The sequence below is a fragment of the Bradyrhizobium sp. Tv2a-2 genome, assembly GCF_000472425.1.
Taxonomy (GTDB): Bacteria; Pseudomonadota; Alphaproteobacteria; order Rhizobiales; family Xanthobacteraceae; genus Bradyrhizobium.
On sequence record NZ_AXAI01000036.1, the window covers coordinates 28,824 to 46,375 of the forward strand.

At 62.2% G+C, this 17,552-nt stretch carries 14 protein-coding genes; 4 read left to right on the plus strand and 10 right to left on the minus strand.

The window, feature by feature from the left end; all coding sequences use genetic code 11:
• Positions 1-33 precede the first annotated feature (33 nt).
• Genes tkt through A3AI_RS0138335 form a run of 3 tightly spaced genes read right to left on the minus strand, consistent with a single transcriptional unit; the run spans position 34 to position 3,995 of the window.
• Entirely contained in the window at positions 34-2,073 is a 2,040-nt protein-coding gene (tkt, locus tag A3AI_RS0138325; protein WP_024520578.1) for a transketolase, read from the minus strand.
• On the minus strand, positions 2,070-2,945 hold the full coding sequence (locus tag A3AI_RS0138330) for a phosphoribulokinase (protein ID WP_024520579.1): 876 nt from the start codon (positions 2,943-2,945) through the stop codon (positions 2,070-2,072). The genes tkt and A3AI_RS0138330 overlap by 4 nt, the downstream gene beginning before the upstream one ends.
• Before the next feature lie 12 nt (positions 2,946-2,957).
• Positions 2,958-3,995, minus strand: coding sequence for a class 1 fructose-bisphosphatase (locus tag A3AI_RS0138335; RefSeq protein WP_245287048.1), 1,038 nt, complete (start codon positions 3,993-3,995; stop codon positions 2,958-2,960).
• Positions 3,996-4,167: 172 nt separating this feature from the next.
• Here A3AI_RS0138335 and A3AI_RS0138340 point away from each other — a divergent pair, with 172 nt between their 5' ends.
• From A3AI_RS0138340 to A3AI_RS0138350, 3 genes are all read left to right on the plus strand, one after another.
• On the plus strand, positions 4,168-5,133 hold the full coding sequence (locus A3AI_RS0138340) for a LysR family transcriptional regulator (protein ID WP_024520581.1): 966 nt from the start codon (positions 4,168-4,170) through the stop codon (positions 5,131-5,133).
• Between the two features lie 243 nt (positions 5,134-5,376).
• The gene (locus A3AI_RS44405) at positions 5,377-5,964 is read left to right on the plus strand and encodes a QcrA and Rieske domain-containing protein (protein ID WP_084801182.1); all 588 of its coding nucleotides are present in this window, start codon (positions 5,377-5,379) and stop codon (positions 5,962-5,964) included.
• A gap of 89 nt (positions 5,965-6,053) precedes the next feature.
• Positions 6,054-7,781, plus strand: coding sequence for a methanol/ethanol family PQQ-dependent dehydrogenase (locus tag A3AI_RS0138350; RefSeq protein WP_024520582.1), 1,728 nt, complete (start codon positions 6,054-6,056; stop codon positions 7,779-7,781).
• Between the two features lie 61 nt (positions 7,782-7,842).
• Here the strand turns inward: A3AI_RS0138350 and A3AI_RS0138355 are convergent, their stop codons facing one another.
• The 7 genes from A3AI_RS0138355 to xoxF5 all read right to left on the minus strand — a co-directional run bounded on the left by A3AI_RS0138355 (position 7,843) and on the right by xoxF5 (position 15,875).
• Positions 7,843-8,109 carry a hypothetical protein gene (locus A3AI_RS0138355; protein ID WP_024520583.1) on the minus strand — a complete coding sequence of 89 codons (267 nt, stop codon included), beginning with the start codon at positions 8,107-8,109 and terminating at the stop codon, positions 7,843-7,845.
• Between the two features lie 54 nt (positions 8,110-8,163).
• The gene (locus A3AI_RS0138360) at positions 8,164-10,491 is read right to left on the minus strand and encodes a xanthine dehydrogenase family protein molybdopterin-binding subunit (RefSeq protein ID WP_024520584.1); all 2,328 of its coding nucleotides are present in this window, start codon (positions 10,489-10,491) and stop codon (positions 8,164-8,166) included.
• Positions 10,492-10,493: 2 nt separating this feature from the next.
• Complete coding sequence (locus A3AI_RS0138365; protein ID WP_024520585.1) at positions 10,494-10,946, minus strand: (2Fe-2S)-binding protein; 453 nt, start codon at positions 10,944-10,946, stop codon at positions 10,494-10,496.
• A 750-nt stretch (positions 10,947-11,696) separates the two neighbouring features.
• Positions 11,697-12,260, minus strand: coding sequence for an S-(hydroxymethyl)glutathione synthase (gene gfa, locus A3AI_RS0138370; protein ID WP_024520586.1), 564 nt, complete (start codon positions 12,258-12,260; stop codon positions 11,697-11,699).
• 33 nt (positions 12,261-12,293) lie between these two features.
• Positions 12,294-13,403: an S-(hydroxymethyl)glutathione dehydrogenase/class III alcohol dehydrogenase gene (locus A3AI_RS0138375; protein WP_024520587.1), complete on the minus strand. Its 1,110-nt coding sequence runs from the start codon at positions 13,401-13,403 to the stop codon at positions 12,294-12,296.
• Positions 13,404-13,466: 63 nt separating this feature from the next.
• Positions 13,467-13,958, minus strand: coding sequence for a c-type cytochrome, methanol metabolism-related (locus A3AI_RS0138380; RefSeq protein ID WP_024520588.1), 492 nt, complete (start codon positions 13,956-13,958; stop codon positions 13,467-13,469).
• A 114-nt stretch (positions 13,959-14,072) separates the two neighbouring features.
• Entirely contained in the window at positions 14,073-15,875 is a 1,803-nt protein-coding gene (xoxF5, locus tag A3AI_RS0138385; RefSeq protein ID WP_024520589.1) for a lanthanide-dependent methanol dehydrogenase XoxF5, read from the minus strand.
• A 433-nt stretch (positions 15,876-16,308) separates the two neighbouring features.
• On the opposite strand from xoxF5, the gene A3AI_RS0138390 reads away from it, so the two are divergent.
• Complete coding sequence (locus A3AI_RS0138390) at positions 16,309-17,274, plus strand: helix-turn-helix domain-containing protein (RefSeq protein WP_024520590.1); 966 nt, start codon at positions 16,309-16,311, stop codon at positions 17,272-17,274.
• Positions 17,275-17,552 lie beyond the last annotated feature (278 nt).

The window sequence follows — 17,552 nt, forward strand, 5'->3', positions numbered from 1 at the left end:
TATCTCCAGACTGCAATCATCGTGTCGCGGGGATCATGCGGCTTGCGGGCGCGCCATCGCGCGCTCGGCGGCGGCCGCCACGGCACCGGCCGTGATGCCGAATTGCGCATAAAGCTCGTTGGCGGGCGCGGAAGCGCCGAAGCCGCTCATGCCGACGAAGACGCCACTGTCGCCGAGCCAGCGGGCCCACGCGCCTTCAATGGCCGCCTCGACGCCGACCCGCGGCGCTTGCCCAAGGACTTCTGCGCGATAGTCGGCCGGCTGTTCTGCAAACAGTTCGAAGCAGGGCGCCGACACGACTGCGGCCCGAATATCGCGTTGGCGAAGCACCACGGCCGCCTCCATCGCGATTGCGACTTCGGAGCCGGTCGCGATCAGCGTCACGTCGCGGCCGTTTTCGGGCTCAATCAGCACATAGGCGCCGCGTGCAACCTGATTGTCGGTCGCGGAGTGTCGGGTGAAGGTCGGCAACGCCTGCCGTGACAGGCAGAGAATCGAGGGCCGGCGACTGGCGCGCAGCGCGCAGTCCCAGGCTTGCGCGGTCTCGATTGCGTCCGCGGGGCGAAACACCAGGAGATTCGGAATGGCGCGCAGCGCGGCCAGATGCTCGACCGGCTGATGGGTCGGGCCGTCCTCGCCGAGGCCGATCGAGTCATGGGTCATGACATGGATGACGCGCACGCCCATCAGCGCAGCGAGGCGGATTGCCGGGCGGCAATAATCGGCAAACGCCAGGAAGGTGCCGCCATAGGGGATGAAGCCGCCATGCAGCGCGATCCCGTTCATGGCGGCAGCCATGCCGTGCTCGCGCACGCCATAGTGAATGTAGCTTCCGGCATAGGCCCCGGGGCGCACCGGCTGCTGGCTCCGCGCCAGCGTGAGGTTGGAGTGAGTGAGATCGGCCGAGCCTCCGATCAGGCTCGGTATCGCAGGCGCCAGCGTCTCGAGCACGCGCTGCGAGGCCTGGCGGGTGGCGAGTTGTGGACGCTGCTCGGCGAAATGCTCCATGAGCGCATGCAGCGCGTCGAGATAGTCGCTCGTCAGCCGTCCCTGCAGGGCATCCTCAAGATTGTCGCGTTCGACCTCATCGAGCGCGTCCAGCCGTTCCATCCAGCTGTGCCGGGCGATCCGGCCGCGCGCGCCGGTGGCGCGCCAGCGCGCGAGAAGCTCCTCGGGGATCTCGAACGGCGCATGCGGCCAATGCAGCGCGTCACGCGCCCTCGCAAGCTCTTCACCGCCGAGTGGCGCGCCATGAACTTTTTCCGTGCCTTGGCGGGTCGGCGCGCCATAGCCGATCACGGTGCGGCAGGCGATCAGCGAAGGACGGTTGGTGTTGCGCTCCTCGGCAATGGCTTGCGCGATCGCCTCCTGGTCGTGACCGTCGACCCGGCGCACCGACCAGCCCGAGGCCATGAACCGGATCAGCTGATCGTCGGAGCAGGACAGCGAGGTCGAGCCGTCGATGCTGATGTGGTTGTCGTCGAACAGCACGATCAGGCGGGACAGCTTGAGATGGCCGGCGAGCGAGATCGCCTCCTGGCTGAGGCCTTCCATCAGGCAGCCGTCGCCCGCGATCACGTAGGTGAAATGATCGACCAGCGCGTCGCCAAACCGCGCATTGAGCATCCGCTCGGCAAGCGCCATGCCGACCGCGGTCGCAATGCCCTGTCCGAGCGGGCCCGTGGTGGTCTCGACACCCAGGGTGTGACCATATTCGGGATGCCCGGGTGTCTTCGAGCCCCACTGACGGAAGCGCTTGAGCTCGTCGAGCGTCATCTCCTCATGGCCGGTCAGATGGAGCAGCGCATAGAGCAGCATCGAGCCATGGCCGGCCGAGAGGACAAAACGGTCGCGATCGGGCCAGTGCGGATCGAGCGCATCGAATTTCAGGAAGCGCGAGAACAGCACGGTCGCGACGTCGGCCATGCCCATGGGCATGCCGGGATGGCCAGACTTTGCCTTCTCCACGGCGTCGGCGGCGAGGAAGCGCACGGCATTCGCCATCGCGATGTGCGACGGTTGCGCGGCAGGCGTGGTCGCCGGAGCGGGAGCGGTGGCGGATTGGAGGTTCATAGCGAGCGCCTCTTGCGTTCGATCAGTTGCAGGATGAGCGGCGTCAGGATCAGCTGCATCGCCAGATCAAGCTTCGATCCGGGAATTACGATCGAGTTGGCGCGGGACATGAAGCTGTGCGGGATCATCGACAGCAGATACGGGAAGTCGATGCCGCGCGGATTTTTCAGGCGGATCACCACCATCGATTCGTCGGGAGTGGGGATCCAGCGCGCGATGAAGGGATTGGAGGTGTCGACCGTCGGGATACGCTGGAAATTGATGTCGGTCTCGGTGAATTGCGGACAGATGTAGTTCACATAATCGGGCATGCGGCGGAGAATGGTGTCGGCCACCGCCTCGGTGGAGTAGCCGCGATGCGAGCGGTCGCGGTGCAGCTTCTGGATCCATTCGAGATTGATGACCGGCACGACCCCGATCTTGAGGTCCGCGTGTTGTGCGACATCGGCGGTCTTGGTCACCACGGCGCCGTGCAGCCCCTCGTAGAACAAGAGATCGGAATCATGCGGCAGCGAAGTCCATGCCGTGAACGTGCCGGGATCGCCGCCATATAGAGAGGCCTCTTCGGCGTCGTGAATGTAATGGCGCGTCAGGCCGGTACCGGTCTCGCCATATTCGCGAAACGTCCGCTCGAGCTCCTCGAAGAGATTGGTCTCCGGGCTGAAATGGCTGAAGTGCTTGTTGCCGCGCTCGGCTTCGTCAGCCATTTTCCGACGCATCTCGGCGCGGTCGTAGCGGTGGAAGGCATCGCCCTCAATGTAGGCCGCGATCACCTTCTCACGGCGGAAGATCTGCTCGAAGGTCTTCTTGACCGAGGTGGTGCCGGCCCCCGAGGAGCCCGTGACGGAGATGATGGGATGGCGACGGGACATGGGCAGGCCTCCTCAGCGGAACAGTCCGCGGCGGCCGAACAGGGGCGCGTCGCTGTTCTCGAACAGGGGAGGAGTCTGCAGGTGCAGGAGATCGACGTCGCGCACCGCGCGGGGCGATCCCATGATCAGCGGCACGCGCTGATGCGGCATCCGCGCCGAGAGGTCGAGAATGCGGTCGCGGCCGGTGCTCGCCGCGCCACCCGCCCATTCCATGATCAGCGCGATCGGATGCGCCTCATAGAGCAGCCGCAGGCGGCCTTCATGATAGTTGCGCCGCGCATCGGCCGGATAGAGAAACACGCCGCCGCGCATCAGGATGCGGTAGGCTTCCGCAACCAGCGAAGCGACCCAGCGCATGTTGAAGTCCTCGCCGCACTCGCCGGCGGCGCCCAGCAGGCACTGGTCGATATAGCTACGCACCGCACCGTTCCAGTGGCGGCGGTTCGACATGTTGATGGCGAACTCCGCGGTGTGCTGGGGAATGCGGACGCCGCTCTTGATCAGGACGAAGCCGCGATCCCGGCGACCGAGGATGAAGATGTCGACTCTGCCGTTGAGCGCGAGCACCAGCAGGGTTTGCGCGCCGTAGATGAAACAGCCAGCCGCGGTCTGCGCGGTGCCTGGCTCGAAGAAGGCGGAGAGCGCATCGCGCGTGCGCGGGCGGATCGAGAAGATCGTTCCAGTCGAGATGTTGTTGACGAGATTGGCCGAGCCATCCAGCGGGTCTATCGCGACGCAAAACGGAGCAGTGGGATCGAGGATCTCGGGAAGCTCGGCTTCCTCCGAGACGACGGCTGCGACCGGCGCTTCGCGCAGCGCCGCGCACATGCGGTTGTTGGCCTCGACATCAAGATCGATCTGGTGGTCGCCGCCGGAATTGACCCCGCCAGCGCGTCCGTCGATGCCTGAAAGAGGTCCGGCTGCAATCAGATCGGCCAGTTGGACCGCAGCATCAGCGAGGGATCTGATGATTGCGGCGGCGGCATTGTCCCGAGCAGAGGTGGAGGCAAAGCGCTCAAGGTACGTGCCCAACGTGGGGGAGTGGTCCATTGGTTCGTTTCCCATGATGGCGCCCTCTTCAGGGGAGCTCGGCTGATCTGCCCGCGCAGCCGGACAAGATCAGCGGGCCGCGCTATCAACGCCCACATTGAGGGATTAGTAAAATTTCGATATCTTGGGACGGACCAAAGTCTGACTTATACCCGGGGGCCAAAAGGTCAGCATGACAGGCCATTTTCGACGCGATCTGACCTTGCGGCAGCTGCGGGCGCTGGCGGCGGTGCAGGAGATGGGCTCGGTGACGGCGGCCGCGAAGCGCCTGAATCTCACGCAGCCGGCGGTGACCTTGCAGCTTCGCAATCTCGAGGCCTTGGCAGGCTTGCCGCTGGTGCAGCGCACCGGCGAGGGCATGCACCTCACCGATGCGGGGCGCGAGGTCATGGCCCTCGTCGAGCGGATCGAGGCTGCGCTTGTCGACTGCGAGCAGACGCTCGACATGATCGCAGGACGCTCGGGCGGCCGGGTCTCCATTGGCGCGGTGTCGACGGCGAAATACTTCGTGCCGTTCATCATTGCCGCATTCTCCAAACGCCATCCGAAGATCGACGTCATTCTCAAGATCGGCAATCGCGAGGACATCCGGCAGGCGCTGCGCGGCTATGATCTCGATATCGCCATCATGGGGCAGCCGCCGCCTGATGTTGCGGTGGAGAAGCGCCAGTTGGGCGAGCACCCGCATGCAATCGTCGCCGCCGCCGGACATTGGCTGGTCAAGGATTCGGGTCTTGCCGTGGTGGATCTGACTTACGAAACCTTCATTACGCGCGAGCGCGGCTCCGGAACGCGCATGCTGATGGAACAATTTTTCCAGGCGAGCGACCTGCAGCCGAAGATCGGCATGGAGATGGATTCTAACGAAACCATCAAGCAGGCGGTGATCGCAGGACTTGGCGTGGCCTTCATCTCTATGCATACGGTCGCGAGCGAGTTGCAGGACGGGCGTCTGGTCGTGCTCGACGTCGCGGGGCTGCCTGTGATGCGGCAATGGTATGCGGTGCGACGCCTCGACAAGGAACTGCTGCCGCCGGCGCAGGCCATGCTCGATTTTCTCGGCGAGGAGGGCTTTCGGCATTTGCCCGCGCCTCCAGTGCTCGACGCGCGTCGTTCGATCAGTGCGTCCGAGACGTGAGCGTGCGCGAGTTCGCTTTGCCGCATTTTCAATCCTGCATGTGCGAACAAAGTGGTCCCGCATCGTCGAGAGTGCAGCAAAGCTGAAAATACAAAATGCCACTACACGCTTCAAAGAAAGCATTTGCAAACGAAGCGCGTGAGGAGAAAAATCAAAGCCACGAGGTCGTCGCCTTCATTTTGGCAGAGTTGAACGATCAAGTTATGCGTCTGAGTTCAAGTTCGCCGGGGAGCTTGAGAAGACATGCCGTGCTCTTTCCAAACACGACGCTCGCTTCTTCTGGCCGCACTGGCAACCGGCGCAGGCCTCGCCACCAAGCCCGCCGCGGCTGACGACGACGATCCTCCGGGCAGCGATGAGCGGCCGAAAAAGGGCGATCGTCTTGTTCAATCGGAAGGGGAGCAGGAAGGCCAGCTCATCAAACCCGACGATTTGAAGCTTGGCGGACCTCCGCTGCACGCCTGGCCGCAGGATCCGAAGACGTCAGTCGTCCGCGACCGCTCGGTGTTGAACCAGCTTCTGATCATCAGGCTTGATCCGGCCGAACTCGATGAGGATACGCGGGCGCGCGCTGTCGATGGCATCCTGGCGTATTCGGGCATTTGCGTGCATGCCGGTTGTCCCGTCAGCGAGTGGGTCAAGGGCGATGGCTTGGACAAGGACGTCTTCAAATGCCCTTGTCATAACTCTGAATACGATCCTCGGGAGGGTGCGAAGGTCGTGTTCGGTCCGGCGCCGCGGCGCCTTGCGGCCCTTCCATTGGCGGTGGTCGACGGAGCGCTCGTTGTAGCCGCGCCCTTTATCGGAAAGGTAGGTGGCCAGCAGGGATGACGCTCGCGCCGTCGGCAAACGCAATTCACCAACGAAAACGTCGTCCACCAACAGGTGGCTCACAGAACGAACACAGGGAGATAGCGTCCATGACCAGGAAGCAGTGGTTATTATCGGGATTCGTTGCGTTTACATGCATTGCCTCAAGTGCCGCCATCGCTGGCCCTATTCAGAACTACAGTCCGGTGACATCCACCCGCCTCGAAAATCCCGAGCCTGGCAACTGGATGCTCTATCGCCGGACCTATGACGGGCAGGGCTACAGTCCGCTCGACCAGATCAACACCACCAATGTCAAGAACCTGACGCCGGTCTGGACCTTCTCGACCGGCGTGGTCGAGGGGCACGAGGCGCCTCCGATCGTGAACAATGGCGTGATGTTTGTTGCAACGCCGATGGGGCAGGTGATTGCGCTCAACGCCAAGACCGGCGAGGAGTACTGGCGTTACAAGCGCCAACTGCCCGATGATCTGTTCCAGCTGCATCCGACCAGCCGCGGCGTCGGGCTGTGGCAGGACAAGCTCTTTCTTGCGACTACCGACGATCACGTCGTCGCGCTCGATGCCAAGACCGGCAAGGTGGCGTGGGATACCAAGGTGCAGGATTACAAGAAGGGCCAGTACATGACCCTGATGCCGTTGGTCGTCGACGGCAAGGTCATCGTCGGCGGTTCCGGCGGCGAGCTCGGCGTTCGCGGTTACGTCGCCGCATTCGACGCCGATAGCGGCAAGGAGCTCTGGCGGACCTTCACCATCCCCGGCGAAGGCGAACCGGGGCACGACACCTGGCAGGGTGACGATTGGAAGAACGGCGGCGCGTCGGCCTGGATGACCGGTACCTATGACAAGGACACCAAGACCATCTATTGGGGCGTGGGGAATGCTGCGCCCTGGCCGGGCGATGCTCATCCCGGTGACAACCTCTACACAAGCTCGGTGATCGCGCTCAATCCCGACAACGGCAAGATCAAGGCCTACCACCAGTACCATCAGAACGATTCATGGGACTGGGACGAGGTCGACGCGCCGATGCTGGTCAACCTGCAGAGGGATGGTCATTCCATCAAGTCCCTGATCCATCCCGGCCGCGATTCGATCTTCTGGATCCTGGAGGCCAGGGGGGACAACATCAATTATGTTGCCGGCTGGCCCTTCGTTTACAACAACGTCTGGAAGAGCATTGATCACGAGACCGGCAAGCCGATTGTAGATCCCGCGCACAAGCCGGTGCTGGGCAAGCGTGTCGAGTTCTGCCCGTCGCTGTGGGGTGGCAAGGATTGGCCGTCAGCTTCGTACAGTCCGAAGACCAACCTCGTCTATGTCCCCGCCAATGAGAACTTCTGCGGTGGCTTCACCGGCGAGAAGGTCCCGCTCAAGGCCGGCGAGCTATGGCTTGGCACCAAGCCGGAAGACATCGGCCTGTCTGTTCGTCCAGGCGCCGATCATTTCGGCGAATTGCAGGCGTGGGATCCCTCCACCGGCAAGAAGGTCTGGTCGCACAACTTCCCGAAATCGCAGTTGTTCGGCTCGGTCACGACGACGGCCGGCGATCTCGTTCTTGCCGGCGGCACCAATGACCGCAACTTCCGGGCGTTTGATGCCAAGACTGGCGAGCTGCTCTGGGAGCAGAAGACCAACTCCGGCATCATGGGCATGCCGATGGCCTATGAAGTGGACGGTACCGAATACATCGCCGTCCAGTCAGGCTGGGGCGTCGACGCGCAGCGCATCCAGGACGCGCTGGCCGGTGACAATGTCGGTGTCGAGAACAACGTCCCGCAGGGCGGCGTCGTCTGGGTATTCGCCGTCAAGAAGTAAAGAAACGCAGGCCGAAACAGGAAGCGGCGGACAATTGTCCGCCGCTTCTTTCATTTGACGCCTATTTGCCCTCGGTCTCGATCTTCCGCTTCGCCTCATCATTCATCTGCTTGACGGTCGGATCAGGATTGGCCTGACCGGTCGTCTGCGTGGCGGTCGCGGGCGGCGCGTTGTTGTTGGGGGTGGATGTCTGATCCGGCAGCGTTTTCGCCGGACGCGTCGCGGTCGTCGGTGGCGGCGAATGTGCCTCGTCGCTTATCGCTGGGGTGGCCGAAAAGAAGGCGCCCGCCATTAGCGACATGGCGAGCGCCCGATGCTTGAGTTTCATCGATCCGTCTCCTGTCAGATCGATGAAAACGATTCTCGACGGCTGGCGTTCCCCTCAGGTCTCCAGTTGCTTGCCGATCGGCAACGCGCGGATGCGCTTGCCTGTCGCGGCAAAGATCGCGTTGGCCAAGGCCGGAGCAAACGGCGGCACGCCGGGCTCGCCGACGCCGCTGGGCGGCGTGTCGGGACCGGGTGGTACGATGTGGACATTGGTCACCAGCGGCGCCTCGTCGATCCGGAGCAGCGGGAAATCGTCGAGGTTCTTCTGCTGCACCCTACCGTCCTTGAAGGTGATCTCGCCGTATTTGGCGAGGCTGAGCCCCATGATGGCCGCGCCCTCGATCTGGGACTGGATGCGCTCCGGGTTGACATAAGTTCCGCAATCGATGGCGGTGTCGACCTGCGGCACCGTCAGCTTGCCCTTTTCGTCGACGGCCACCTCGACGATGGTCGCGATATAGCTGACAAAGCTGCGGTGCACCGCGATCCCGAGCCCGTGGCCCTTGGGCATCGATCGTCCCCAGCCGCCCTTGTCGGCGACCAGCTCGACCACGCGGCGCAGCCGTGCGGTGTCGATCGGATAGCTGGCATAGGGCTCGCCATAGTTCCAGGGATCCTTCACCGACGACAGATCGACGATCCGCGGTGAGCCGATCAGTTCCAGCAGCATCTCCTTCTGGTCGCGCTTCGTGGCATGCGCAATCTCGCCGACCATCGATTGCACCGCAAAGGCGCGCGGGATGTTCGACACCGAGCGGAACCAGCCGATCCTTGTATGCGCGGCTGCTTCCGGGTTCTCGCACTGGAGATTGGCGATCTCGAAGGGATTGTCGATCAATCCCATCCCCAGTTCGAATGGGGCTTGATGATTGGCTCCAGCCGCAAACGTCGAGGCAATAGTCGGCGCGACGCTGCGGTGGCGCCAAGCGATCACCTTGCCGTTCTTGTCGAGGCCAGCCTCGATACGTTCCACCGAGACCGTGTGCAGGAAGTCGTGCTGCACGTCGTCCTCGCGCGTCCACTGCACCTTGACCGGCGCGTTCAAGGTCTTGGAGAGCAGGGCGGCTTCCAGCGCGTAGTCGCATTTCGACTTGCGGCCGAAGCCGCCGCCGAGCAGCGTGACGTTGACGGTGACGTTGTCCTCGGGGATGCCGAGCGTCTTGGCGACGTCCTCGCGCGTGCCGCCCGGGCTTTGCACCGGCGCCCAGATCTCGGCCTTGTCGCCCTTGACATCGGCGACCGCGACCGGCGGCTCCATGCTGACATGGGCGAGATGCGGCAGATAATATTCGCCGACGATCACCTTGTCGGCGCCCTTCAAGGCGGCTTCGACGTCGCCTTCCTTACGCACGACGAGACCCGGCTTGCGCGCGGCCTCTTCGAGTTCGGTGCGGTAGGCGACCGAGTCGTATTTGGCGTTGGCGCCATCGTCCCAGGTAATTTTCAGCGCGTCGCGGCCCTTGATTGCGGCGCCCGTGTTGCGCGCGATCACGGCCACGCCGCCAAGCGGCTGGAATTTCGAGGGCCATGGCCAGCCCTGAACCTCCATGACCTTCTCGACACCGGAGATCTTCATGGCGCCAGTCGAATCGACCGACACCAGCTTGCCGCCGGTGACGGGCGGACGGGCGATCACGGCGTATTTCATGCCGGGCAGGCGGATATCGGCGCCGTAGCCGGCCTTGCCGGTGGTGATGTCGTGCAGATCGACGATGCCGATCTCGCCCTTGCCGAGGTAGCGGAAGGTCTTCGGGTCCTTCAGCTTGAGGCTGTCGATGGCCGGTACCGGTTCCTTGGCTGCGTCGGCGGCCAGATCGCCAAATCCGATCTTCCGTCCACTCGCGTCGTGGACCACCTCGTGATTGACCGCTTTCACCTCGGCAACCGGAACGCCCCAGCGTTTCGCCGCGGCCTGCTCCAGCATGCCACGCGCGGAGGCGCCGATCTGGCGCATCGGCAAGAGGTAATGCCGCGTGCTGCGCGAGCCGTCGGTGTCCTGGTTACCGTATTTGACCTCGTCGCCATGGGCCTGCTGGACGTGAACGCGCGACCAGTCGGCGTCCATCTCTTCCGCCACGATCAGGGGCAGGCTGGTGCGCACGCCGGTGCCCATCTCGGCGCGATGGGCGACGATGGTGACGGTGCCATCAGGGGCAATCGCCACGAACACGCGCGGATCGACCACGACGCCGTGCGGCATCTTGTCGGCGCCAGTCTGGTAGGCCGCGAAGGCCGGCCGGCTCAAGACGGGGGCTGCGAGCACGAAACCGCCCGCGATCCCGAGAGCTTTCAGCATGCTGCGGCGTGAGACGTTCTCGACCTTGATCGGCCGGATGGATTGCTCGAAGCCGCGGAGTTTTTTGGGGTTGGCAAGGATGTTCATGATCACACCCCCGTTGAAGCGAGGTGAATGGCGTTTTCGATGCGCTGGTAGCAGCCGCAGCGGCAGATGTTGCCGGACATCGCCTCCCGAATCTGGTCGTGCGAGGGTTTGGGATTCTCGGCGAGCAGCGCGGCCGCCTGCATGATCTGGCCGGCCTGGCAGAAGCCGCATTGCGGCACGTTGACCTGGCGCCAGGCTTTCTGCACGGGATGGTCGCCGGTGGGATGGAGGCCTTCGATGGTGGTGACCTCGCGTCCGACGACATCGGAGACGGAGGTGATGCAGGCGCGCACCGCTTCCTTGTCGACGATGACGGTGCAGGCACCACACAAGGCCTGCCCGCAGCCATACTTGGTGCCAGTCAGTCCTGCTTCATCGCGGAGAAACCAGAGCAGGGGAAGGTCCGGGTCGCCGTCCCAGCTGCGTTCCTGGCCATTAATCTTTAATTTGATCATGATCGTTTCTCGCTCTTTTTAAGCCTTTATGTCCTGACGATGTCCGGTCCGGACGCAGGCTGGAACACGCTTCCATTTGCCTGCACCCATTGTCTGCATCGGCGTCTGCATCGACCCTTTGGGTGTCAGCATTGACGGGTGTCTGCATTGACCCCTTGGGCCGCCGACGCGATTAGGATTCGCGTCAGTCAGCCTGACGGACCTCACCTGCATGATCGGTTCGGTGGTTTGTTCTTGCGCACGCCTCCTGCCGAATTCGGTTGTTGGTTCTTGTGCAGGCCGACCTGAAGAAGGCCGTGATGCTAGCAGAGATCGAGCTGTGATGCAGAAATTTGTTTGGCAATTTCGTTTGTCAAAAGCGGGGCGACCTTTGTGCGCCCTTGCAATTTCAAACCAGGTCGCATCCGATGGGCATCGACGGGAAGACAGCGCGTCGAGCGAACAGCGCATCGAGAAGGTAGCGCGAAAAAATGCCTCGCGCGGCGGGGGCCGGGCGAGGCAAGACCTCAAGTCAGGGGGGAGAGATGTTGGCGCGGCTCATGGCTTCCATGGACAGGAACCACAGGCCGTCGACCCGACGCATTTTTTTGCTCGGATGCTGCTCCGAGAGCCGCGTGCGTCGCTCGCGGATCCTGCTGGTGGCAACCATTGCCACCAGCAGATGCCGGATGAGGATGCCTGGTCGGCCGCCTTTGCCAAACTCACTTGGCCAGGCTGTCCTGGCCAGGCTGTCCTGGCTAGGTGTCCTAGCTAGGCTGCTTTGGACTTCGCCACATGCGTTGCGATCGCATCCATCAGCGGTGGCGACAGACAGTCATAGGGCTCGAGCCCGATTTCCTTCAACCTTGCGCGGACACCGTCCATCTGGTCCGGCTTAACGCCCGATTCGATGATCGACGACACGAAGGCCGCAAATCCGGGCGCCGCCCATCCGCCTTCCTGGAATAGTTCGGGGTGGATGAAGTCGAGACCGTAGAACGGATGGCCGGTGTTCTCGATGCGGCCGTACATATGCGTTCCGCAGGCCTTGCAGGCGTAGCGCTGGATCACCGCGGACGAGTCCACGATCTGCAGCTTGTCGCCATTTTCCAGCACCGTCACGTTCTGCCGCGGCACGACGGCGACGATGGAGAAGTTGGCGCCTTGCGGCTTCCAGCACTTGGTGCAGCCGCAAGCGTGATTGTGGGCGACGTCGCCCTTGATGCCGACCTTGACCTGATGGTCCTTGCATTTGCAGACCAAGGTTCCTCCGGCGAAGGTTCCGGAGCCTTTTTTCACGCCGTTATCAACCGCCGGGTGGATCATTGCGTTCATAGGTCAATCCTCCTTGTGTGCGACATTCTTGATTTAGAACACGACGACCGAACGTATCGACTTACCCTCATGCATCAGGTCGAAGCCCTTGTTGATCTCCTCTAGCTTCAGCACGTGGGTAATCATCGGATCGATCTGGATCTTGCCATTCATGTACCAGTCGACGATCTTTGGAACATCGGTGCGGCCCCGCGCACCGCCGAACGCGGTGCCTTTCCAGACTCGGCCAGTCACCAGCTGGAAGGGCCGGGTGGCGATCTCCTTGCCGGCTTCCGCGACGCCGATGATGACGGAAACGCCCCAGCCGCGATGGCAGCATTCGAGCGCCTGGCGCATCACCGTGGTGTTGCCGGTGCAGTCGAAGGTGTAGTCGGCGCCACCGTCGGTCAGCGTGACGAGGTGCTGGACGACGTCGCCTCCGAGCGTCTTCGGGTTGACGAAATGGGTCATGCCGAATTTGCGGCCCCATTCTTCCTTACCGTCATTGACGTCGACGCCGATGATCTTGTCGGCGCCCACCATCTTGGCGCCCTGGATGACGTTCAGTCCGATGCCGCCAAGGCCGAACACCACGACGTTCGATCCGGGGGTCACCTGAGCGGTGTTGACCACGGCGCCTACGCCGGTGGTGACGCCGCAACCGATGTAGCAGCTCTTGTCGAACGGCGCATCCTCGCGGATCTTGGCGACTGCGATCTCGGGCAGCACCGTATGATTCGAGAAGGTCGAGCAGCCCATATAGTGATAGATCGGCTTGCCCTTGTAGCTGAAGCGGGACGAGCCGTCGGGCATCACGCCTTTGCCTTGCGTGGCGCGAATCGCGGTGCAGAGATTGGTCTTGCGGCTGAGGCAGCTTTTGCACTGCCGGCATTCCGGCGTGTAAAGCGGGATGACGTGATCGCCTGGTTTCACCGACGTCACGCCGGCACCGACCTCGCGGACGATGCCCGCGCCTTCATGGCCGAGGATCGAGGGGAAAATGCCCTCGCTGTCGAAGCCATCAAGCGTGTAGGCGTCGGTGTGGCAGATGCCGGTTGCCTTGATCTCGACCAGGACCTCGCCCGGCCTCGGGCCTTCCAGATCGACCTCGACGATTTCAAGCGGCTTCTTCGCCTCGAAAGCGACGGCGGCGCGTGTCTTCATTTTACCCTCCTGATTTCTTCTTGAAGACGGTCAGACATAAGTGTCACTCGCGCGTCCGGATATTCAATGCTTGTTGCCCATGCAACTGTCTTCCGCGTCGGTATATTCCTTGGTCTTGTCTTCGTGATTGGCCGGACGTTGTCGCGGCCATGCATCATTGGCACGTGCGCGGAGATAGACGTAAAGGTCGTCCATGTAGCAGGCGACGTTGGGATTATCGCCGAATGCCGGCATCACGTTTTCCGCTGCCGTGCTGATGTTCTTCCGACCGCTGGCGACGACGCCGAGAAAATCGGCATAGCTCATGGTCTTGAGCGAATCTTTCAGAGCCGGTGCGTAGGTCGATCCCATGCCGTCAGGTCCATGGCAGACGTGACATTCCGAATGATACCGGCGGTAGCCGGAATAGGTGTACCAATCCACGGTGCCGTCGGCGCCGATCTTGTAGGTAGGATTGCCGTCCTTGTCGTAATACTCGCCGCTTTCGGATTTCTTCACCGCCGCCGGATCACCCGAGCCGTCAGCGATGGCTATTCCTTCTGCAGCGACGAGCATCGTCGCTGCCAGCACTAAACAAATGATGCGCAAGAGCTTGTCCTTGACTCGTATCAGGGTCGACCGGCGCGTGGAGGGTTCCACGCGCCGGGAGCGAGATGGGCCGGCCTTGCCTTACGGCAGAGCGAACACCGTGAGCGTGCCGCCGAGGGCGGTATAGTTGCTCAACGCGGCGTAGCCGCCGACGGCGCCGAGACCTGCGGTCGGATCGGTCAAACCGGCCGCAAGACCGATGCCCGCCCAGCCGCCGACACCGGAGAGCACTGCGACGTATTGCTTGCCGCCCTGCTCATAGGTGGTGACGTTGCCGATGATGCCGGACGGAGTCTTGAACTTGTAGAGCTCCTTGCCCGTCTTGGCGTCGACCGCCTTCAGGTAGCCTTCGAGCGTGCCGTAGAACACGATGTCGCCGGCGGTCGCGAGTGCGCCTGACCAGACCGAGAACTGTTCCTTGTTCGACCACACGATCTTGCCGGTCTTGCCGTCCCACGCGATGAAGTTGCCCATGTTGGTGTCGCCGGGAGGCGGATACATCGACAGCGTCGCACCCACATAGGGCTGACCCGCGGTGTAGCTCACCTTGAACGGCTCGTAGTCCATGCAGACATGGTTGGTCGGGACGTAGAACAGCTGCGTCTGCGGCGAGTAGGCCGCCGGCTGCTCGTCCTTGGAGCCGAGCGCGGCCGGGCAGATGCCCTTGCTGTTGTGGTCTTCGCCGTTGTGCTCGGTCGAGAACTGCGCGACCACGGCCGGACGGCCGTAGTTCGGAGAGTTCTTGTCCATGTCGACGCCGGTGGTCCAGTTGACCTTCGGATCGTACTTCTGGGCCACCAACAATTCGCCGGTCGCACGATCAAGCGTGTAGCCGAGGCCGTTGCGGTCGAAGTGAGTCAGGAGTTTGCGCTCCTGGCCGCCGACCTGCTGGTCGGTGAGGATCATCTCGTTGACGCCGTCATAATCCCATTCGTCATGGGGCGTCATCTGATAGACCCACTTTGCCTTGCCGTTGTCCGGATTGCGCGCGAAGACGGTCATCGACCATTTGTTGTCGCCCGGACGCTGCTTGGGATTCCAGGTCGAGGGATTGCCCGATCCGTAATAGACGAGGTCGAGCGACGGATCGTAGGCGAGCCAGCCCCAGGTGCAGCCGCCGCCGATCTTCCACTGATCGCCTTGCCAGGTCTTCAGGCTGGAGTCCTTGCCGACCGGCTTGCCGAGTGCGGTGGTCTTTTCAGGGTCGACCAGGATCTGGTCGTCCGGCCCCTCCGAATAGGCCTTCCATACCTGCTTGCCGTCCTTGACGTCGTAGGCGGTCATACTGCATTGGACGCCGAACTCGCCGCCGGAGGTGCCGACCAGCACCTTGTCCTTCACGACCAATGGCGCCGAGGTGCCGGTCTGGCCCTTGGCGGGATCGCCGTTGTTTACGCTCCAAGCCAGATTGCCGGTCTTGGCATCGAGCGCGACCAGCTTGTCATCGGCCTGGTGCAGGAAGATCTTGCCGTCGGAATAGGCGAGACCGCGGTTGACGGTGTCGCAGCACATCACCGGGATGACGTTGGGATCCTGCTTGGGCTCGTACTTCCAGACGATCTTGTTGTCGTTGGAAAGGTCAAGAGCGTAGACCTTGTTCGGGAACGGCGTATGTACGTACATCATGTTGCCGATGATAAGCGGGCCACCTTCGTGACCACGCAGCACGCCGGTCGAGAAGGTCCAGGCCACCTGCAACTTGCCGACATTCGATGCGTTGATCTGGTTAAGTTTGGAATAACGCGTATTGGCGTAATCGCCTGCCGGCATCACCCACTGTTTGGCGTCTTGCGACATCTTGGCTAGTTCGTCACTGGCCAAGGCCCCGCTTGCGGCGAAGACCGCAGTCGAGCCAAGTAACGCGGCTAGTAGCTCCTTGCGCATGTCCTATCCTCCCTTGTGAACTCAGGGGTTCCGGTCGAGCCGGACCCACATTTTGGCATCTCGCGGGTTTCCCTATTCCCTTCGAAACCGGGAAACTTGCCCAGAAGCGAAACTGGTTTGCTCGAAAGCGAAGCCGTGGAAATTTTTTCGTATTCGGCCGCCCTAAACAAGTTACATCGGCAATGCTGCAGAGCGAAAAGTCCGTCTTGGCCTCACCGAAAGGACCGCCCATCGGGGGTCATGTTCTGCTTGACGGAGAAGAAACTAAGTCGGAGGATTGTCAAAGGGATGAACAGAGGGGCGAAGATCAAGCTCGAAACAGTGGCCTCACGTTCAAGCTGGGGCAAATGTCGCATGATCGTGGCCGAAGCTCCCTGCGACGGCCGTCACGTTTTGCTCTCAGATCGGTTTGCTCTCACATCGGTGACTGGAAATGTCCGATACGGTTCACTCGCTCACCACGTCCGGATTGTCGCCGAAGAATCAGGTCCAGCGTTGGTCAGACGCGCTGACCGATCTTTGCGGCCGGTTTAAAGTCGATCCGATGGAGGCGCCTTCGCTGGAGGCGCGAATCAACTACACCACGATGTCGCGGCTGAAACTCTGTCAGATCGAGGTCAGCCAACACCGCATCGCCCATGCCGACTGGCGCATCAGGTCCAGCGAGCACCCCTATATCAAGATCATCTTCCAGACGCATGGCGTATCCTATTTCGAGCAGGACGGACGTCGCATCGAGGTGATGCCGGGCGATTGTCTTGCCTACGATGTCTCTTGTCCGCATACGATCGTGAGCCCCGCCTTCACGCGCCATGAGGTCGTCATCGTGCCGAAGGAACTGTTGCGCGAGCGCGGCTTTCATGCGGAGCGGATGACGGCCTGCAAGCTGTCGGCGCGCAACGGCACAGGGCGCATCGCCCATGATTTCGTGCACGCTGCGTTCGACGAGGCGACGAGACTGTCGCCGAACAGCGCCGCCGGCGTCGCCGAGACGTTGATCGATCTGTTGTTGCTACCGTTGCGCGAGGCGGATACGACCTTCAACCGGGTCGGACCCGAGGCGATGTACATCCGCGCGCAGGCCTTCATCCGCGAGCATCTGCGCGATCCCGATTTGTGCATCGACCAGATTTCCGCCGCCCTCGGCTGCACCAAGCGCTATCTGCACATGCTGTTCAGCGAGCGGGGGATGACGGTCAGCGATTATATCTGGCGGATGAGGCTGCAGCATTGCCGCCAGGAGCTCGAGGCCTGTGGCGGCAAAACCATCACGGACGTCGCTTTCTCCTGGGGCTTCTCCAGCTCGTCGCATTTCAGCCGCGTGTTCCGGAAATATTTCGGCGTCGTGCCGTCATCCATCCACAAGGCGCAGCTTGGCGGCTCTGCCGGCCAGAGCTGAGCATCTGGTGGCCGTCCGAAATGGCGACCGGCCGTCCTCGCGAATCGAGTCCCGCAAACCAATGCTGACAGGCAGCGCGTTGCCGCTTGCTAAAGCATGATCCCGAAAAGTGTGCAGCGGTTTTCCGAAAAGATCTGCTCAATCAAAGACCTAAAGCGCGATGACGATTCAACCAGATCTCATCGCGCTTTGGAGTGTTTTCGAGCGAAGTGGGGACCGGTTCGCGTGAAGAAAACGCGTCAAAACAAGAATCTAGATGTGGAGCCTCAAGAGGTTAT